18 protein-coding genes are annotated in these 18420 nt (G+C 37.6%); 6 read left to right on the forward strand and 12 right to left on the reverse strand.

From position 1 onward, the window contains the following. Positions 1-188 precede the first annotated feature (188 nt). Positions 189-1394 (forward strand): NAD(P)-dependent oxidoreductase, encoded by a 1206-nt coding sequence (locus tag E0W68_RS05060; protein ID WP_135218331.1) that lies wholly within the window; start codon positions 189-191, stop codon positions 1392-1394. 43 nt (positions 1395-1437) lie between these two features. Here the strand turns inward: E0W68_RS05060 and E0W68_RS05065 are convergent, their stop codons facing one another. Continuing rightward, complete coding sequence (locus E0W68_RS05065; RefSeq protein ID WP_135218332.1) at positions 1438-3321, reverse strand: GumC domain-containing protein; 1884 nt, start codon at positions 3319-3321, stop codon at positions 1438-1440. Between the two features lie 305 nt (positions 3322-3626). Here E0W68_RS05065 and E0W68_RS05070 point away from each other — a divergent pair, with 305 nt between their 5' ends. From E0W68_RS05070 to E0W68_RS05080, 3 genes are all read left to right on the forward strand, one after another. After that, positions 3627-5717 (forward strand): glycoside hydrolase family 97 protein, encoded by a 2091-nt coding sequence (locus tag E0W68_RS05070; RefSeq protein ID WP_135218333.1) that lies wholly within the window; start codon positions 3627-3629, stop codon positions 5715-5717. Positions 5718-5769: 52 nt separating this feature from the next. Further along, positions 5770-7431: an MFS transporter gene (locus E0W68_RS05075; RefSeq protein ID WP_135218334.1), complete on the forward strand. Its 1662-nt coding sequence runs from the start codon at positions 5770-5772 to the stop codon at positions 7429-7431. A gap of 93 nt (positions 7432-7524) precedes the next feature. Next, on the forward strand, positions 7525-7926 hold the full coding sequence (locus E0W68_RS05080) for a lipoprotein (protein WP_135218335.1): 402 nt from the start codon (positions 7525-7527) through the stop codon (positions 7924-7926). Between the two features lie 41 nt (positions 7927-7967). On the opposite strand, the gene creD is transcribed toward E0W68_RS05080, so the two are convergent. The 9 genes from creD to E0W68_RS05125 all read right to left on the reverse strand — a co-directional run bounded on the left by creD (position 7968) and on the right by E0W68_RS05125 (position 14111). Further along, complete coding sequence (creD, locus tag E0W68_RS05085; RefSeq protein WP_135218336.1) at positions 7968-9350, reverse strand: cell envelope integrity protein CreD; 1383 nt, start codon at positions 9348-9350, stop codon at positions 7968-7970. 16 nt (positions 9351-9366) lie between these two features. Continuing rightward, positions 9367-9684, reverse strand: coding sequence for a hypothetical protein (locus E0W68_RS05090; RefSeq protein WP_135218337.1), 318 nt, complete (start codon positions 9682-9684; stop codon positions 9367-9369). 2 nt (positions 9685-9686) lie between these two features. Continuing rightward, positions 9687-10091 carry a hypothetical protein gene (locus tag E0W68_RS05095; RefSeq protein WP_135218338.1) on the reverse strand — a complete coding sequence of 135 codons (405 nt, stop codon included), beginning with the start codon at positions 10089-10091 and terminating at the stop codon, positions 9687-9689. Between the two features lie 60 nt (positions 10092-10151). Next, the gene (locus tag E0W68_RS05100) at positions 10152-10799 is read right to left on the reverse strand and encodes a DUF1361 domain-containing protein (RefSeq protein WP_135218339.1); all 648 of its coding nucleotides are present in this window, start codon (positions 10797-10799) and stop codon (positions 10152-10154) included. A gap of 55 nt (positions 10800-10854) precedes the next feature. Further along, positions 10855-11151 carry a winged helix-turn-helix domain-containing protein gene (locus E0W68_RS05105; protein WP_135218340.1) on the reverse strand — a complete coding sequence of 99 codons (297 nt, stop codon included), beginning with the start codon at positions 11149-11151 and terminating at the stop codon, positions 10855-10857. Then, positions 11151-11768, reverse strand: coding sequence for a hypothetical protein (locus E0W68_RS05110; protein WP_135218341.1), 618 nt, complete (start codon positions 11766-11768; stop codon positions 11151-11153). Before E0W68_RS05110 ends, E0W68_RS05105 begins: the two co-directional genes overlap by 1 nt. Positions 11769-11893: 125 nt before the next feature. After that, the gene (locus E0W68_RS05115) at positions 11894-12754 is read right to left on the reverse strand and encodes a hypothetical protein (protein WP_135218342.1); all 861 of its coding nucleotides are present in this window, start codon (positions 12752-12754) and stop codon (positions 11894-11896) included. A gap of 18 nt (positions 12755-12772) precedes the next feature. Continuing rightward, positions 12773-13591 (reverse strand): 3-deoxy-8-phosphooctulonate synthase, encoded by an 819-nt coding sequence (gene kdsA / locus E0W68_RS05120; RefSeq protein WP_135218343.1) that lies wholly within the window; start codon positions 13589-13591, stop codon positions 12773-12775. Between the two features lie 61 nt (positions 13592-13652). Further along, on the reverse strand, positions 13653-14111 hold the full coding sequence (locus E0W68_RS05125; protein WP_135218344.1) for a 2-dehydro-3-deoxyphosphooctonate aldolase: 459 nt from the start codon (positions 14109-14111) through the stop codon (positions 13653-13655). Between the two features lie 127 nt (positions 14112-14238). Between E0W68_RS05125 and E0W68_RS05130 the strand changes: the two genes are divergently transcribed. Beyond that, a complete protein-coding gene (locus tag E0W68_RS05130; RefSeq protein ID WP_135218345.1) occupies positions 14239-14799 on the forward strand; it encodes a YeeE/YedE family protein in 561 nt (186 codons plus the stop codon). Positions 14800-14811: 12 nt separating this feature from the next. Next, entirely contained in the window at positions 14812-15225 is a 414-nt protein-coding gene (locus E0W68_RS05135) for a DUF6691 family protein (protein ID WP_135218346.1), read from the forward strand. 85 nt (positions 15226-15310) lie between these two features. Here the strand turns inward: E0W68_RS05135 and E0W68_RS05140 are convergent, their stop codons facing one another. Beyond that, the gene (locus tag E0W68_RS05140; protein WP_135218347.1) at positions 15311-16081 is read right to left on the reverse strand and encodes a glycoside hydrolase family 16 protein; all 771 of its coding nucleotides are present in this window, start codon (positions 16079-16081) and stop codon (positions 15311-15313) included. Position 16082: 1 nt separating this feature from the next. Then, positions 16083-18386, reverse strand: a complete 2304-nt coding sequence (gene bglX, locus E0W68_RS05145; RefSeq protein WP_135218348.1) for a beta-glucosidase BglX — start codon at positions 18384-18386, stop codon at positions 16083-16085. Positions 18387-18420 lie beyond the last annotated feature (34 nt).

The raw sequence follows: 18420 nt of genomic DNA on the forward strand, positions 1-18420 counted from the left end.
ACTATCATTTTATTATTCAAAAATGATACCATTTTATTAAAGTGCAAAGATAACAAAATAGTTTTTAGGTTTCGTTCAATTTCCCTTATATTTGATGCCATTATCAAAAACAATATTACGGCATTATCAAAAGATTGTACTATCTTTTATAAAACCTGTAAAAACACACTATATACATTATACAGATAATGAAATTTGGGATTATAAAAGAACGAAAATCGCCACCCGACAGAAGAGTGGTTTTTACACCCGAAAAACTGGCAGCACTTTCGCAAAGCTACTCTGATGCATCAGTAAAGGCAGAAGTATCGGATATTAGGATATTTAAGGACGAAGAGTATGAATCGGCAGGTGTAGAAGTTGATGATGATATGACGGACTGTGATGTTTTGATTGGGGTTAAAGAAGTACCGATTGACTCGCTTATACCGGATAAAAAATATTTTTTCTTTTCGCATACTATTAAAAAACAGCCTTATAACCAAAAATTGTTGCAGGCAGTACTGGATAAAAACATAGAGCTTTATGATCATGAAACCATAGTTGATGCCAAAAACAGGCGACTTATTGGTTTTGGGCGATATGCCGGTAATGTAGGAGCGTATAATACTATAAGAGCTTTTGGGATAAAATATGAGCTGTATAACCTTCCAAAAGCAGAAACATTGCGGGATAAGGATGCTCTGATTACAAAACTCAAGCGAATTATTTTACCACCGATAAAAATAGTACTTACCGGTAAAGGTAAAGTAGGAATGGGGGCTAAGGAGATATTGGATGGTATGAAAATGAAAGAAGTGAGCGTAAATGATTACCTCACTAAAAGCTATGATGAACCTGTATATGTACAAATTGATGTTTTGGATTATAACAAGCGTAAAGATGGTGATATAAGAAATAATATCGATTTTTATAACAATCCGACAGAGTACGAATCTAATTTTGAAAGGTTTACTAAAGTATCAGATATTTTTATTACAGGGCATTTTTTCGGTAATGACTCTCCCAACATATTAACGCGTGATATGTTGAAATCCGGCAGCAATAAAATAAAAGTAGTAGGAGATGTATCCTGCGATATAGGAGGACCAATTGCCTGTACCCTTCGCGCCTCTACCATCGCCAATCCATTATACGGATACAATCCGTCGTCAGGAGAAGAGGTTGATATCCATCATCCTTCAGCCATAGTAGTAATGGCGGTAGATAATTTGCCTTGCGAGTTACCTCGTGATGCGAGCATTGGCTTTGCCGAAATGTTTTATGACAAAGTTGTACCTGCTTTTTTTAACGGAGATAAAGACGGTATTTTAGCACGAGCTAAAATAACCGAAAACGGAAAACTTACAGAACGCTTTAAGTACCTGAAAGGGTATGTTGAAGAAAAAATATAAAAAGCTCCGCATTTTGCGGAGCTTTTTGTTTTAGTAAACTTTTTTAATTATTGTCAATCTTGAATTTACCTTTTTGTTTTGAAGTAAGGTTGTATGTTATACCGAAGAACCACCCGATACGATATTGATCTGAAGTTAGTTCGAAATTATCTCCAAATTCAGTTTCGGGATATACCGTTCTGTTTTTAAAACCTCCTTGATAGTTTTCTTTTAGTGATTTGACTAATTTAAATGCCGGACCAGTAGTAAAAATGAATTTTTGCTTTTTCCCCCATAATACACTAACTCCGGGAAAAATAGAATTTAACTGGAAAGTCTCCACATTAAGTGATGCTCCTAATGTTAAACCGAAAGTCAATGGTCGGCTACCTCTCAAACTGGCATGAAACATACCGGCTAAATTGGGGCTAAAGCGGTTTCTGTCTGTAACTACAATTTGTTTTCCGTTAACTGTATTACCATCAATATCTATATAACTTTCGTTTCTTAAACCGTATTTCTCATTATCAAACCCCATATCAATTACAACACCTGTACTAAAGTCAAATCGTACCCCGCCTTTGGTATATTCCATATAAGTAAATTCCCTGTTGTCGTTATATTCTGCCATATCATTTTTATCTCTGTGGGTAATATTTACTTTAAAAGTAACATAATCTTCCTGTGGTTGTATAGGAGATGAAGCCATTTCATAACATTTGTCATCACGCAATATTTTGTCCATGGCCATCACTTTTATATAACTTTTTGAAAGTTCTGTAGGGTTGATTGCATTCTTGATTTTATCTACTTCATTTTTGATAATTTGATATTTAAGTCTGATGTTCTCGGCTGCGTCTTTTGTCAATTCATTCATAAGATTCCAATCGTTATAAACAATATTATATTGGGTGTAAAAACTGTTTAATAAATTTTCATACTCAACAATTTTCTCTTGGTTTAATTTGTTTTTAGAAATAAATATTCCATTTTCTAGATTATCAATATACTTTTTTTTTGTTAATAAAGGATCTAATGCAAGAGTTCTAAATGTAGCATAGTCTCGCTCCAATTCAACCATTCTTTGATATTCCTTAGTTATAGTAGTGTAATTATTAATAAGATTAGTAAATGCTTGATAAAGTTTTTGATATAATTCATTTGTTGTTTTTAAAGTTTTTTGTTCATTTTCTATATCAGCAAGTGTAGATTCGATTTCATCATTTAGTTTTGTTTTAATTTTATCCAAATCTGTTTCGGTAATACCTAACAATGTATTAATTCTATTTTTAATAATTTCTTCTTCTTGAGCTAAGTTCTCTGATTTTAGTGAGTCTTTCAAAGATTCTATATCATATAATTCTACTAGTTTAGGTCTTAATTCTTCTAAGCTTTTTAGCTTTAGATTTAAACTTTCAATTTTATTTTTTATCAGTATAGCTTGGTTAACACTGTCTTCTTCAGTTTGGTTTTTAAATGAATCTTTGTTTAAGTCAAGAGATGGAATATTCGCTTCTGTAATAATCTCACTTGAAGCCGAGCTCTTGTTTTCAGAAACAATACTCTTAATTTCATTGTTAAAATATTCATCGGCAATAGCTACATCTTCCGATTGTATTTTTATATCATAAGCAAGCCTGTTGATATTTTTAATTTTAAAAACCAAAGGTTCACCAACTCTTGGATGTACATTAGATTTTGTATATTCCTTAGTCTTAAAATTATATATAATGGTTTGTGTAGTATCGATATAAGACATTTCAGAATTTTTTATTGCTTTTTTTCCTATCGAATCCAGCACCTTTTTAACAGACTTTTTTTCTTTTACAGCTTTTTTAATGGCAGTATTAAGTGAATCTGTTTTCTTGTTCAGCTTTATCATTGTTTCATCTTGTGCATACATTGCACAGCTTACTATTAATGTAAGCAATAAAATAATTTTTTTCATGGTCTAATAATTTTTAGGTTTGGTGTTTTTTAGTTTAGCTTATTGTTAAAAAGTATTTTAAAATATCTAAGTTAAAAAATTTAACATTTATCGAAATACCTATTAATAGGTATTTTTTAACATAATTAAGACTGAAATATCTTACTTAAAAATAAGATTGTTTTTTCTTTTTATCATATCCTCACTGCAAACGTTTGAATATTGGCTATTTTTGAATATAACCGCTTAAAACACTTGCTTTTTTTGCAGATTAATGAATTGCTATAAATAGGGATATATGTATATTTATGAAATTTTTAAATCACATGAGAATCTTTTTTACATCACTATTATTTTTGTTTATTGGGTATGCATCTGCCCAGTCCGTACAATCACCATCACAAAACATTGTTACTGAATTTAAGCTTGACCAATCAGGTAAACCGTATTACTCAGTAACCTATAAAAATCAACCCGTTGTAGCAAAAAGCTATTTAGGATTTGATATTAAAAATGAACCTGCCCTTACTGATGGTTTTACCATTACAGGAACAAAATCAGCTTCGGTTAATGACAGTTGGAAACCTGTATTGGGCGAAGTAGCTGTTATACAAAACAAGTATAACCAGCTCACTGTCATGCTTCGTCAGGAAAGTACCGGCAGGCTGCTTAACGTTATATTCCGCGCGTTTGATGAAGGAGTTGCTTTCCGATATGAGTTTCCTAAGCAGGATAAAATGAACTACTTTGTTATTGCTGCTGAGAATACAGAGTTTAACCTTACCGGAGATCATAAAACCTTTTGGATTCCGGGCGATTTCGACAGCCAGGAATATGTATATAATGAAACGTTGCTGTCTGAAGTAGATAACGATAAACTGAACCTTAATAACGGCATTGCCGTAAAATCGATAGGCGGGAGGCACACCATACAATCCCCCTTAATGATGAAATCCGAAGGCGGACTTTACATTAATATATTTGAGGCTGCGGTGGTAAATTATCCAGTAATGCACCTTAACCTCGACCCGAAAACATACAAATTAAAATCGCAGTTGCCACCAAATGCTATAGGCGATATGGCTTACTTACAAGCACCCGCAGTAACCCCTTGGCGTACCATAATGGTTAGCGATGATGCCCGTGATATTGTAGGGCAAAAAATGATATTAAACCTTAACGAACCTTCTAAAATAGATGATACCTCTTGGATAAAACCCATGAAATATGTAGGCATTTGGTGGGAAATGCACGTTGGTGTATCAACTTGGGATTATAGTGGTACTCAGGATGCTTCACAAAAGAAGCCAACAGCACCCAAACCACATGGAGCGACCACCGAAAACACTAAGCGATATATAGATTTTGCTGCAAAGCATGGCTTTGACGGTGTATTGGTAGAAGGTTGGAACACAGGCTGGGAAGACTGGTTTGGCAACTGGAAAGAAGAAGTATTTGACTTTACCACACCTTATCCGGATTTTGATGTTAAACAAGTAACAGAGTATGCCAAAAAGAAAGGTATAAAAATGATAATGCACCACGAAACATCAGGTTCCGTAGCGAATTATGAGCGCAGGCTGGACAGAGCTTATAAATTCATGAAAGATTATGGTTACGGAGCTGTTAAGTCAGGCTATGTGGGTAAAATTATACCACGTGGGGAGTTTCACGATGGGCAGGCAATGGTAAACCATTTTAACTATGTGCCACAAAGAGCGGCAGAATATAAAATAATGGTTAACTCGCACGAGTCGTCAAGACCAACAGGCGTGCACAGAACCTGGCCTAATTATATTGCTGCCGAAGCAGCTCGTGGTAATGAGTTTAACGGATGGAGCAACGGTAACCCACCGGCGCATGAAACGATATTACCTTTTACCCGTTTACTGGGAGGCCCCATGGATTATACCCCCGGTATTTTTGAAGTAAAAATGAATGTATATGACCCTGCTAAAACAGAGCAGGTACACACTACACTCGCAAAGCAGTTAGCATTATATGTAACTATGTACAGCCCGCTGCAAATGGCTGCCGACCTGCCTGAGAATTATGAGAAGTATCCTGATGCATTTCAGTTTATAAAGGATGTAGCTGCCGATTGGGATGATACTAAAGTAATGGAGGCAGAACCGGGCGATTACCTGACTATTGCCCGTAAGGCAAAAGGTACTGAAAACTGGTTTATGGGAGCAATAACCGATGAGAATGCCAGAAAAACAACACTTACGTTAGATTTCCTTACTCCCGGACAAAAATATAAAGCAGTTATTTATCAAGACGGTAAAAACGCTGATTGGAAAAACGATCCTATCAACTATGAAATAAAAACTATGAATGTTACCTCTAAAACAAAACTGAAGCTTAATCTGGCACCGGGTGGCGGTACGGCTGTTAGTTTTGTTCCTGTACAATAACACACAATTCTATTCTATATATCTATTATTCACATTAATTATTCATTAAATTATGAGTACAAACGAGACAAAAACCAATTATCCTGCCTTATATACCCTTATCACGGTATTCTTTTTCTGGGGTTTTATTGGGGCATCCAACGGTGTTTTTATTCCATTTTGTAAAGCTAAATTTGGCTTAGACCAGTTTCAGAGCCAGCTTATCGATTTTGCCTTTTATGGAGCTTATTACATAGGCGCTTTACTTTTATTTATATTCAGTACCCTGAGAAAGAAAGATATACTTAATGCCTGGGGGTTTAAAAAAGGTATTATTAACGGTTTGCTTATCAGTACTGTGGGGGCAATAGCCATGATATTTGCAGTAAAATCGGGCGACTATTACTTTATACTGGGCGCTTTATTTATTGTGGCACTTGGTTTTTCGTTACAGCAAACATCTGCACAACCTTTTGCAGCATCCTTAGGAGAACCGCATACAGCCAGTAACAGGCTTAATCTTGCAGGAGGTATTAACTCTTTCGGTACGACCATCGGACCAATTGTAGTTTCATTTGCATTATTTGGAGTAGTATCAGGCGTTAATATTGAGGAATTTGCCCAAAGGGCAGAATCACTTGACAAGATGGAGATACTGTATATGTTTGTAGGGGCATTATTCCTTATATCGGCAGGTTTATTCTTTTTTTCGAAAAAACTGCCATCAGGTAAAATCGAATCGGTTTTTGAGCCTGCCAAAAAAGCAATGAACACACTGATTGCAATCACGCTTATTCTTATTTGCATTTTCGGGTATATTTTTTCCCGTTATGAAGATCCTGAGTTTATCACCCGATTTATAGAAAATAAAGAGAAGGACTTTTTAGGGCTTGGTTTAACCATAGCTACCTTATTAGTAATTGTATTCGGGTTACTGTATGCTAACGGTGCTGCACAAAAAAAACCGCAAGGGTGGGGCGCTATGCGTTACCCTCAACTGGTATTGGGTATGCTGGGTATCTTTACCTATGTAGGGGTAGAGGTAACCATACAAAGTAACTTAGGAGAACTATTGGGTACTCCCGAATTTGGAGAGCTTACAGGCTCGGCTATTGCACCTTATATTTCTATGTATTGGGGAAGTTTAATGATAGGGCGTTGGGCAGGTGCTATTTCGGTATTTAACCCTTCTAATACCATGCGTAAAGTATTGCTTATTGTAGTACCCTATATTGCTTTTGGTGTAGTTTTAGGCGCAAATGCTGTTTCCGGACAGGATATAACACCTTTATATGCTTATGCCGCTATTGTACTGATACAAATAGGAGGTTTCTTTATGGGACAGGATCATCCTGCAAAAACATTAATGATTTTCGGACTTTTGGGTATGTCGGCTATGCTTATAGGTTTATTCAGCACAGGTACTGTAGCTATTTATGCCTTTATGAGTGGCGGACTGTTCTGTAGTATCATGTGGCCGTCAATCTTTGCATTGGGTATAGCCGGTATCGGTAAATATACCTCGCAGGGTTCGGCATTTTTAGTTATGATGATTTTGGGAGGTGGTATTATCCCACCGTTGCAAGGTAAAATTGCCGATATTATAGGCATTCACCAATCCTATTTTATTCCGGTACTATGTTTTGCTTACATAGCCTTTTACGGATGGTATGTAGTTAAAATACTTAAAAAACAAGGTATCGCCGAAGAAGTAGAACTGGGCGACGCTCACTAAAAACATTTTGTTATAAAAAATTTAACCGCCTTACTGTTGTGAGGCGGTTTTTTATTACTCTAAAACATGATACCTTTGGTAAAAACATACAATATGAAAAAAGTACTGATTGCACTAAGCACAATAGCGATACTAACTGCTTGTAATGATAAGAAAAAAGATACTACCGAAGAACCGGCAGTAATAGAAATTAAGGATACTGTTGCTGTTGATAATACCGAAGTGACTGCGCCCGATGCTTCGATAGTAACGCCTGCTGACGGAGATGTAATAACGGTTGAGGGTAAAGTAACTGAAGTTATTAATGGGAAAGATGGTTATACTGCAAAAATATATAGCCCATCCGGAGAGGTTTTTTCGGCTACTATAAGCATTCCTAACATGGATAATCCGAAAGATTTCCGTAAGGTTGAGGTTGGCGACATGATTACAGTAACAGGAGATGTTGTAAACCTTGAAAGTGATGTACTTATAAAAGTAACTCAACTTAAATAAATAGCTTCGGGGCATAAAGCCCCGAAGTATAAAAACAGTAATTAACTGTGAGTGTTGCTCCAGTCAATTTTTCGGGATACATACATAACAGTACCTAATATCAGGAATAACCCGATGCTGCCTACCAGCAGGGCATAGTTTTCCAGTTGTATTATTACGTATATAAAAGTGTACAGCGCGCCCAGCGATGCAGTAATCAGTAGTGGGAATTTTTTATTTTTCAGTATTGATATGGAGTAAAGCCCTATCATTACTATAACTGCTGCGCCTGCTATGGCATAAGCAAACTTGAAGGAGCTATGCTCAGTAATCGAAATCAGTAAGGTATAGAACATAATAAGAGCAAGCCCTATCATACTGTACTGAAAGATATGGATGTTTATTTTACTGATAGTTTGTATCAGGAAAAACACCAAAAAGGTAAGCCCGATAACAAGGAAACCATATTTGGCAGCTCTTTCACTTTGCTGGTATTGGTTTACAGGAATTACAAAATCAACATCAAAACTATATTCACTCAGGTTAGGCAGTTTACCAAAATGTTGCTGTACAAAAGGTCGGTTCAGGAACGATATTTTCCACTCGGCAGTAAAACCACTCTCGGTTATATTTTTATTTTCAGGGATAAAATCGCCCTGAAACCCCGGTGAAGTCCAGTTCGAAGTCATTTTTGCAGTAGTTTGTTTACCAATGGGCACTATTCGTATATACTCGCTGCCGTTATAACTGATATCAAAATTAAAAGGTACCGATTTAGTATTAAAAAGTTCTTTAACATTAAAGCTTTTGGTGGTTAATGCAGCATTATTAGTACTTACAGCCCCATATTTGGGTTCTATTGATATCGATTCAAAATCATTTGATGACGGTTCAAAAATATATTTTTGAGAACCGATGTTTATGGCAACCTCTCCTTTAATGCCTTTAATGTTATTGGTTTCGATAATTACTGTGGCTTTATCCCACTGTATATCTGCATCTGCAATACTTTCGGTGCTAAAATCGGGCATAGCATAGTTTCCTTTAAAATTCATCTTAGAGCTAAATAAAACGGACTCATAGTTACTGCGATGTTTTTCTTCGGTAGTTACATTTGCCGTTGCATTAAGCTCATCCGGAAAAAAATAAGCATATTCAGTATTTGCGGTCCGATTTATAGTTACCCGTTTTGTCTTCTCGTCAGTAACCTTAGTTTCGGTATAGGTGGTATAGGGCACTTTTAGCACAGGACCGTAAAAGTAAACGCTGCCACCCCACTTTTCGTTAATATCGGTTATTACCTCTTTTTGCCTGTCCGAGCGTTCTAAAATCAGGCTCTTTACATACTCCAGTGGTATGAGCAGCACGAGTGTTAATAACCCCACCATTATAATTTTTGCGGTGGCAGAGTGAAAGAAATTCTTAGGGTTTTGATTGGTTTCCATAATGATTTGATTTTTGTTAAGTGAAAAGAATGTACAAGTATGCTATTGCAACAGGGATATTGATAAGTTGTACAGAGGTATTAATGAGTATTTCTTTTTGTTGTTCTTTATGTATAAATGATAAGAATATCATTGTGATAAATACCGCAATATTAATAAGGAAAGCAGCGATGACATACCAAAAACCGAGTTGGGCTATATTGATCATGTATTTAAACAAAAATGCTATAAGAAAAAGGAATGTACCTATAGTAAACGATATTATTGCTGTCCATATAGGTACAGATGCAATGCCTGTCATTTTAAATGGCAGTTGTTGATTTATTTCACTCATAACTATCGAATTAAAAAAGTGTCCTTAATTCGTTCCAATGGCAGGTGCAGCATCCTGTAATGATCTAAATCATAAAAGCGCAGGGCATTTTTACCTGCTTTATATTGTGTATAAAAATGCTTTATGGCAAAAGGGTAGGCAAGTAACCCCACCAGCATTTCAGACAGCGTGTTGAGGCTTACATCGCCATTGCCAAACAGGTAGAAATACATACCAAACTGCTCTTTTACGGATGTGTCTTTGGTAATCAAGAGTCGGTATATGTCTTCTTTCTCCAGTGTTGTACACGGCTTAAAGCCTTTATTAAAAAGATATTGCCCCAAGTGGAACCCTAAGCTGTTGCTTGGATAGTCTATAAGTTCGATGGTGTTTACTGTTGCTTTTTTGGGTCGGAATAGATTTTTCATGATTTTTAGTTTTAGATTGTTGTATTCACTTTGAAATTCAAAGTATAGCTATAAATTTTTTTATTTATCAGTAGTATAGTACAAATGGAAGAGCAGGAGCAGAAAGCAACCAAACCCTAAGGTAATGCCCAAAGGCGTAGCACTGGTAAAACTTTGCAGCAGGTCGCCGGTAAGCGATAAAGGTTGACTGAGAACATCCCAACTGTTGTATCTGAGGAAACGCCCTACATAGATGCCGAACCCACTCAAAAAGCAAGTTATCGCTATACTGAACCACGCCAGCAACGGATTACTTTTTATACTAATGATATTGAATATATGTTTCATAGATGCCAGCCCTGCCAGTATGCCCCCTGTGGCAAACGAGATGAGCAACAGTACATCATACCAAATGGGTACTGTGCTTACCTTTTTTAGATGGATGAAGTCGGTAATGATGTAGGGGGCATTGGGCAATAGTAACAACCAGCAGAGTAGTAACGGATAGAAGTACATTTTCTTTTCCATCAGTTTTATGTTATTAATCATCAGTACTGATACTACTAATGGCAGATAGGCAAGGAATAGATTCCAAATTAAAAAAGAGTAAAACATGGAGTGGGTTAGCTTTGCCCTTACCAATAGTAAAGCGGTACAAAACAGGGCTAAATAGAGCAGGGCATAATGCTGCCTAAAGGTGTTGGAGAGCGTTAATCGGAGTGTTTTCATATTGTTTATTTTATATAAAGTACTTTGAAATTCAAAGTTTAAATTCAAAAAAATATCAGTCTTTTTTTATCAGTTTTTCCAGAGCATCAATGTGGTCTTTAAAGGCTTTCCTGCCTGCTTTTGTAGCCATATAGCGTGTGTTGGGTTTTTTGCCTATAAACTGTTTTTCTATCATAATATACTCTTCGGCTTCCAGGGCTTTTGCGTGGCTTGCCAGGTTACCGTCGGTAACGCCCAGCAATTCTTTAAGGGTGGTAAAGTCCGCATACTCATTTACCATAAGTATGCTCATAATCCCCAAGCGTATGCGATGATCAAAAGCCTTGTTAATATGTTGCAGTATGTTTTTCACTACTTTTCCTTTCGGTCATATTTAAAATACATTACAGTACCATATACTATGTGGCATACGCCAAAGCCCAATGCCCAAAACTCCAGCCCATAACCCATATAGTAGGTAGCTACCAGCCCTATAACTATTACAGTAAGCCCCAAATAACGAACATCCCTCAGGGTATATTTACTGGCATTTACACAGGCTAACCCATAAAATATAAGTGTTATGGGCGATATAAGCCCGTAATACCTGTTTTTAATGAGCAGTATTGCAAATATACCGCCTGTTACCAAAGGTATAAGAAAGTTGACCAAAAGCCTTTTGGAAGTACTGTTCCATACTGTTTCACCTCTTTTTTTAGTTTTAACAGCAGTTAATATATAGGCGGTAAGTACCGATAGTATCAATACTGCTATAGCTATGAGTATAACGGCTTTAAACGAGTTACTTTCTATCGTGATGTACCTGCCATAATTCAGGTTATATATATACTTTCCGGCAGCAGCACCGGCTAAGGCATAAATGCCTGCCATAATGCCCGAAAGCCCGCTAAGGGATAAAAACTGTGACGACTTGTCCATCATTTTCCGGATGTCCTGTATGTCTTTTAAATAATCTTTCTCTGCCTCCATAATAAAGTACTTTGAAATGCAAAGTAAAATTATTTTTACTCATGTACCAAATATTTATTGTATTATTTTTTAGGGAAATAAAAAAAGGTGCGTAATGCACCTTTTTAATGTAGTTATAATGTTTTTTATATCCTGAAAATTCCGCCAATAGCTATCGATCTTTCAAAAAAAGCAAAATGCTGCGATGCGCTGTCACTTCTGGAGTAGGTAGTGCGTATATCGTGCATATCAATATACCCGCCTTTTAATTCTCCCTGAATAAAGAAGTGTTTTAAAAAAGTAATGTTCAACCCTGCTTTTGCCGAAACCCCGTAGCCGGAAACATGAAAATCATCATGCCTGCGCATGCCCAATACTTTAGCATTGGTTTTCGGGTATAACACACCACCCCCAATGCCTTCGGTTATGTTTATCTGTATAAGGTCGGTATTCGTAATATAGAGGTATTTAGACACATCATCAACCCTTGCAAATTCGGCATTTATATAATTAAGTCCGTCAGTATGCTCAAACGTAAGAAAATCCTCCGTAAGTTCTATCGGTTCATTATTATAAGTCCTGTTATAGGCAGAGCCTTCTTCGCTTTCAGGAAGGTTAATATAACCATTTATCTCAGCTATTTGATTTTGTGTCATTACATATTTCATATGGTCTATACCTAATGAAATACTGTAGTGGTCGGTTATAAAAAAGCCTAGTTTCATGTTGGTTTGCGGTATCGTCATCCTTAACGGATTTAAATAATCCATGTGCCAACCTTTGGGCTTGTCATGCGCTTTTACATTGTTCAGGGTAAAATTATAATTATCACCCTTAAAGTTAATATCTGATTTGGAGTACGATTCTCTGTTTCCTCCCCAAGATATAAAGAACTTATGTTTATTGTGTGCCGTGTATTTTTCTACGTTTATTGCCTTATCTTGGGCAATGCTGTACTGTGAAAAAAGACAAAAAGAAAGTACAACCAAAAGGAGCGGTTGTTTCACTGTGTATGTAATGGAATGTTAAAACTGATTTATTGTATTTCGTATAGCCACCAGCTTTTGCATAAGGCTTTCAAAGTAATCTAAGTGCAGCATGTTTGCCCCGTCGCTTTTAGCATTAGCAGGGTCAAAGTGTGTTTCTATAAATATACCATCTACGCCTACGGCAATACCTGCTTTGGCTACGGTTTCTATCATATCAGGTCGTCCTCCGGTAACTCCCGCCGTTTGGTTGGGCTGTTGCAGGGAGTGGGTTACATCCAGTACTGTGGTGGCAAACTGTTGCATGGTAGGAATGCCCCTGTAATCTACAATCATATCCTGGTAGCCAAACATAGTACCCCTGTCGGTTACCATTACATTTTCGTTATTGCAGTCCAGTACTTTTTGTACAGCGTGTTTCATACTCTCAGGGCTCATAAATTGCCCCTTTTTCAGGTTTACTGTTCTGCCTGTTTCGGCAGCAGCCACTACAAGATCAGTTTGACGTACCAAGAAAGCAGGAATCTGCAATACATCTACATACTGTGCTGCCATAGCGGCATCCTCGTTAGTATGAATGTCTGTAATGGTAGGAACACCAAAGTGTTCAGATACTTTTTTGAGTATTTTTAAGGCTTTCTCATCACCAATACCGGTAAAGCTGTCTATACGCGAACGATTTGCTTTTTTGAATGAACCTTTAAAAACGTAAGGAATTTGAAGTTTATCGGTAATTGTAACCAGTTTTTCGGCTATACGCATAGCCATTTCTTCACCTTCAATAGCACAAGGACCGGCAAGCAAAAAAAAGTTGCCACTGTCGGTATGTTTTATTTGGGGGATATTATTTATGTTCATCGTTATGATTTGAATTTAAAGGCACAAAGATAAGGATAAAAAGATTTCCTTAATAATATTCTTACAGCATCTTCTTTATACCAAAACCCGAAGGCGCTATTATTTTTCCCCTTTCATAGAGGTTAATATGAATACGCTTTGGTTCGGCAAGACCTTCCCATGTTACCTCATATACATCCAGTAATCCTGCGCCCATATTATTTTTCTCCGAAGGAAAGGGGCAACAGCTATCTACACGTTCGTAGGTTATGGGTTGCCCTTCTGGTCCTGATAGTGCGCCAAAATATCGCTTTATATTAATATCAGCATTTTGAATGGGCAAAAAACCGAGATTGACAGGATAGTCAGGGTCATATCCATATTTCTTATCGCTGCTTATTTCGGTAAGTACAAATGTTTTTTCTTTCGAGAGTCCGGGCATCGGGGCTTTATCATCAATATTTTTAATGGTAAGCCGTGTGCTTATGCAGGATGTTGCCAAAGCCAAAGTAACACAGGAAAGAAACAAATATTTTTTCATAGCTATTATAAATAGATACCAAAGTTATAAAAATATTGATTAAAGCTATAACGAAGTTATTTGCGAATAAGTGTCATATTAGTATCATCTGAGGGGATATTTTCTATTTTTGTAAAAATTTATAATTATGTATAGTTTTTACGGCACTTGGTCCTGGTATGTTTCAGGGCTGCTGATAGGGGTAGTAATGCTCTTGCTCATCTACTTTGGTAAAACATTCGGGATGTCGTCCAACCTGCGCACAATGTGTTCGGCTTTTGGAGCGGGCAAAAATGTGGCTTTTTTTCGTTTCGACTGGAAAAGCCAACGTTGGAACCTGGTTGTAGTGCTTGGCGCCATGCTTGGCGGATATATTGCCACTACCTACCTGAGCGATGGCAGCGGTGTAAACCTGAACCCGCAAACGGTAACCGAATTGCAACAAATGCATATAGATGCTCCTGAAGGGAAATTATTACCCGATGCATTAGTAGGGGAAGAGGCACTACAATCGCCTAAAATGCTGGCTATATTGTTACTGGGCGGACTATTGGTTGGTTTTGGTACACGCTATGCCGGTGGGTGTACCTCAGGGCATGCTATTACAGGATTGAGCAACCTGCAATTACCATCGCTTATAGCGGTAATAGGCTTTTTTATAGGAGGGCTTATTATGTCATGGTTATTATTACCACTATTTTTTAATTAAGAAATTCAAGACATGAAATTTATAAAATATTTGTTGGTAGGATTAGTATTCGGTATTGTACTTACAAAATCGGAAGCGGTATCGTGGTATCGCATTTACGAAATGTTCCACTTCCAGTCATTCCATATGTTTGGTATTATCATGACGGCGGTTGTAGTAGGCGTAGTAGGCATACAAATCATAAAAAGAGGTAAAGTAAAAGATATTACAGGGCAACCTATAAACATACCTGATAAAGAAAAAGGATTTACCAATTACATTATTGGCGGCATACTGTTTGGCTTAGGCTGGGGCCTTGTAGGTACTTGCCCTGGACCTATGTATATACTGATAGGAGCAGGCTTTTGGGGTATAGGTGTAGTACTACTGGGCGCTTTAGTAGGAACTTATTTATATGGCGTATTGAAAGATAAGTTGCCGCATTAAAACATTTAAAAAAGTAATTAAAAATGAAAAAGGATGCTCAATCGAGCATCCTTTTTAGTAACTAACTTAAACAATAAAACAAAATTTACTTCTCATAGACTTTCACATAGTCTATAATGAATTCCTGTGGGAATATTGTATCATCTACTTCAGGACCACCAAAGTTGCCGCCTACAGCAACATTTAGTATAAAATAGAAAGGTTGATTGTAAGGCCATACTGCTTCGGTTTTATATTTCGGGGCAAAAGTATATACAAGCTTATTATCTACGTAAAAAGCAATATGGTCTTTTGTCCAGTCTATCGCATAGGTATGGAAACCTTCTTCGATATTTTCAAAAGTTGTTTTTTTGGTATTAATAGTATTACCATGACTATCCTGCGTGTGCAGCGAGGTAAACACCATATTAGGTTCTTTACCTACATATTCCAAGATGTCAATTTCACCTGCCATAGGCCAGCCTACTTGTTTTATGTTGCTGCCCAGCATCCAGAAAGCAGGCCAAATACCATGCCCTGTAGGTATTTTGGCACGAGCCTCTATATAACCATATTTAAACTCTTTATTGCCTGCGGTGGTTATACGTGTAGAGGTATATTTTTCACCGTCTTTCTTTACCGTAATGGTAAGCATTCCGTTTGCTACCTTATGGTTATCTGTAGTATATATTTGGCGTTCATTATTACCCCATCCGCAAATGTTGGGGCAACCGTCGCCAAGCTCATAATTCCAAACCTGCTCGTTCAGGGCATTCCCGTCAAAATTTTCTTCCCATACCAATTTACCCCTTTCCTTCTGCATCTGAGCGTTTGCAAAAGCAACAGTAAACAGGCATAATACTATTATTTTTTTCATGTTATTTCGTATAAGTAAAATTACTTTCCAGTGCAGCATCAGAGCTTCCGCCTACATACACTTTAAAATCTCCGGCTTCCGCTTCCCATTTTTTATTTGCCGTATAAAAGGCAATAGTTTTTTCGTCTATGGTAAAAGTTACCGTTTTGGTTTGCCCTGCTTTTATAGGTGTAAGTTCAAAACCTTTCAGTTCTCTGACAGGGCGGGTAACTGATGCAAAAAGGTCGTGCAGGTATAACTGTACTACCTCTTTACCGTCTGTGTTACTTGTATTTTTTACATCTACTGATACGGTTATGTTTCCGCCCGCAGTCAATTTATCAGTACTTATTTTTAAGTTAGAATACTCAAAAGTTGAGTAGCTTAACCCGTAGCCAAAAGGGTAGAGGGGGCTGTTATGCACATCAGTATAATGCGACCAGAAAACACTTTCAGGACCTTCTTCAGTAGGGCGTCCTGTATTTTTATGGTTGTAGTAAATAGGTACCTGTCCTACATTACGTGGGAAACTCATAGGCAGTTTACCACTTGGGTTGTGATCGCCATACAGCACCTGTGCAATAGCATTACCGCTTTGCGTACCCAAATGCCAAGCTTCTACTATAGCGGGTATGTTTTCGGCTGCCCAAGGTATGGTTAGCGGTCTTCCGTTGTTCAGTACCAATACAATATTCGGGTTGGCTTTATAAACAACTTCTAACAACTCTTGTTGTACTCCCGGCAGTCCTATTTCGCTGCGGCTTCTTCCTTCACCGGTTTGCAGCCCGTGCTCACCCAATATCATAATAACCACATCAGCACCTTTGGCAGCGTTTACCGCTTCTGCAAAACCGCTTTTGTCAGTCATGTTTATTTTTGTATTCAGGGTAAACTCAGGATTGCCCAAGGCAACATCAGCGCCTTTGGCATATACCAGTTCGTTGCCGTTATATTGTTTTAATCCTTCCATTACCGATATAGCAGTGCCATCATCAGCACCAATTCTCCAACTGCCAAGCGGGCTTGTTTTATCGTTTGCCAATGCGCCTATTACGGCTACCTTTTGCCCCTGTTTTTTTAATGGGAGTATATTGTTTTCGTTTTTAAGCAATACGATAGATTTTTTCGCCATATCCAGCACGCCATCGTGAAATGCTTTTTTGCCTATAGTTTGCTTTTCGCGGTTTTCATCGCAGTATTTATACGGATTGTCAAACAGTCCAAGCTGAAATTTAACTTTTAGTATGCGACGTGCTGCGTCGTTAACTTTTGCTTCGTCAACTTTGCCTTCTCTTACCAAGTCTGCAAGATGCTTTACATATCCGTAAGACTCCATATCCATGTCCGAGCCTGCATTGGCTGCATGTTGGGCTGCTTGTTTTAAATCTTTGGCATAGCCGTGATTTATCATTTCTGCCATAGAGCCCCAGTCCGATACTACGAAACCGTCAAAGTTCCATTCGCCTTTCAGTATATCTCTTTGCAAATAGGCGTTACCTGTTGCGGGTATGCCTTCAAGCTCATTAAAGGAATTCATAAAAGTAAGCGCTCCCGCATCGGCTGCTGCCTTAAACGGTGGCAGTATTATATTGTGCAGTGTATTATCGCTTATATCAACAGTATTATAGTCCCTGCCGGATTCGGCAAAGGCATATCCTGCAAAATGCTTGGCACAGGCAGCAAGGTTAAACTCGCTAAAGTTACCCTGAAAACCATGTACTCTTGCTATGGCTATTTGGCTGCCTAAGTATGGGTCTTCGCCCGAACCTTCCATAACACGCCCCCATCGGGCATCGCGTGCTACATCTACCATAGGAGCAAACGTCCAGTTAAGACCCGAAGCTGCTGCTTCGGCTGCGCCTATTTCTGCCGATTTTTTTATAGCTTCCATATCCCAGCTTGCTGCTTCGGCAAGTGGTATGGGGCTTATGGTTTTATATCCGTGAATAACATCATAGCCAAACAATAGGGGTATGCCCAGTCTGGTTTCTTCTACGGCTATTTTTTGTAATGCTTTTACATCTTTTACACCTCTTACATTGAGCATAGAGCCTACCCATCCTTTTTTAAGGTGTTCATATTTTTGTGCGGCTGCACCATTTTGCGGTGCAGGGCCTGTAACATCCCAAAAACCATTATATTGATTCATTTGTCCCACTTTTTCTTCGAGGGTCATCAGGCTTAGTATCGAATCTACTTTTCGGTCTATAATTGATTGGGGTGCCGGTTTGGTTGTATCAGGAACAATGTTTTGCTTTGTTGTATTACAGCTTAGCGTAACAAATAAAGTTGCAAGTACACCATGTTTTAGGAAATTGTATTTCATTATACTTTTTAAAAATATCAATGAGTAAGAAGAT

The sequence above is a fragment of the Flavobacterium salilacus subsp. salilacus genome (assembly GCF_004634195.1).
In the GTDB taxonomy this organism is placed as follows: domain Bacteria; phylum Bacteroidota; class Bacteroidia; order Flavobacteriales; family Flavobacteriaceae; genus Flavobacterium; species Flavobacterium salilacus.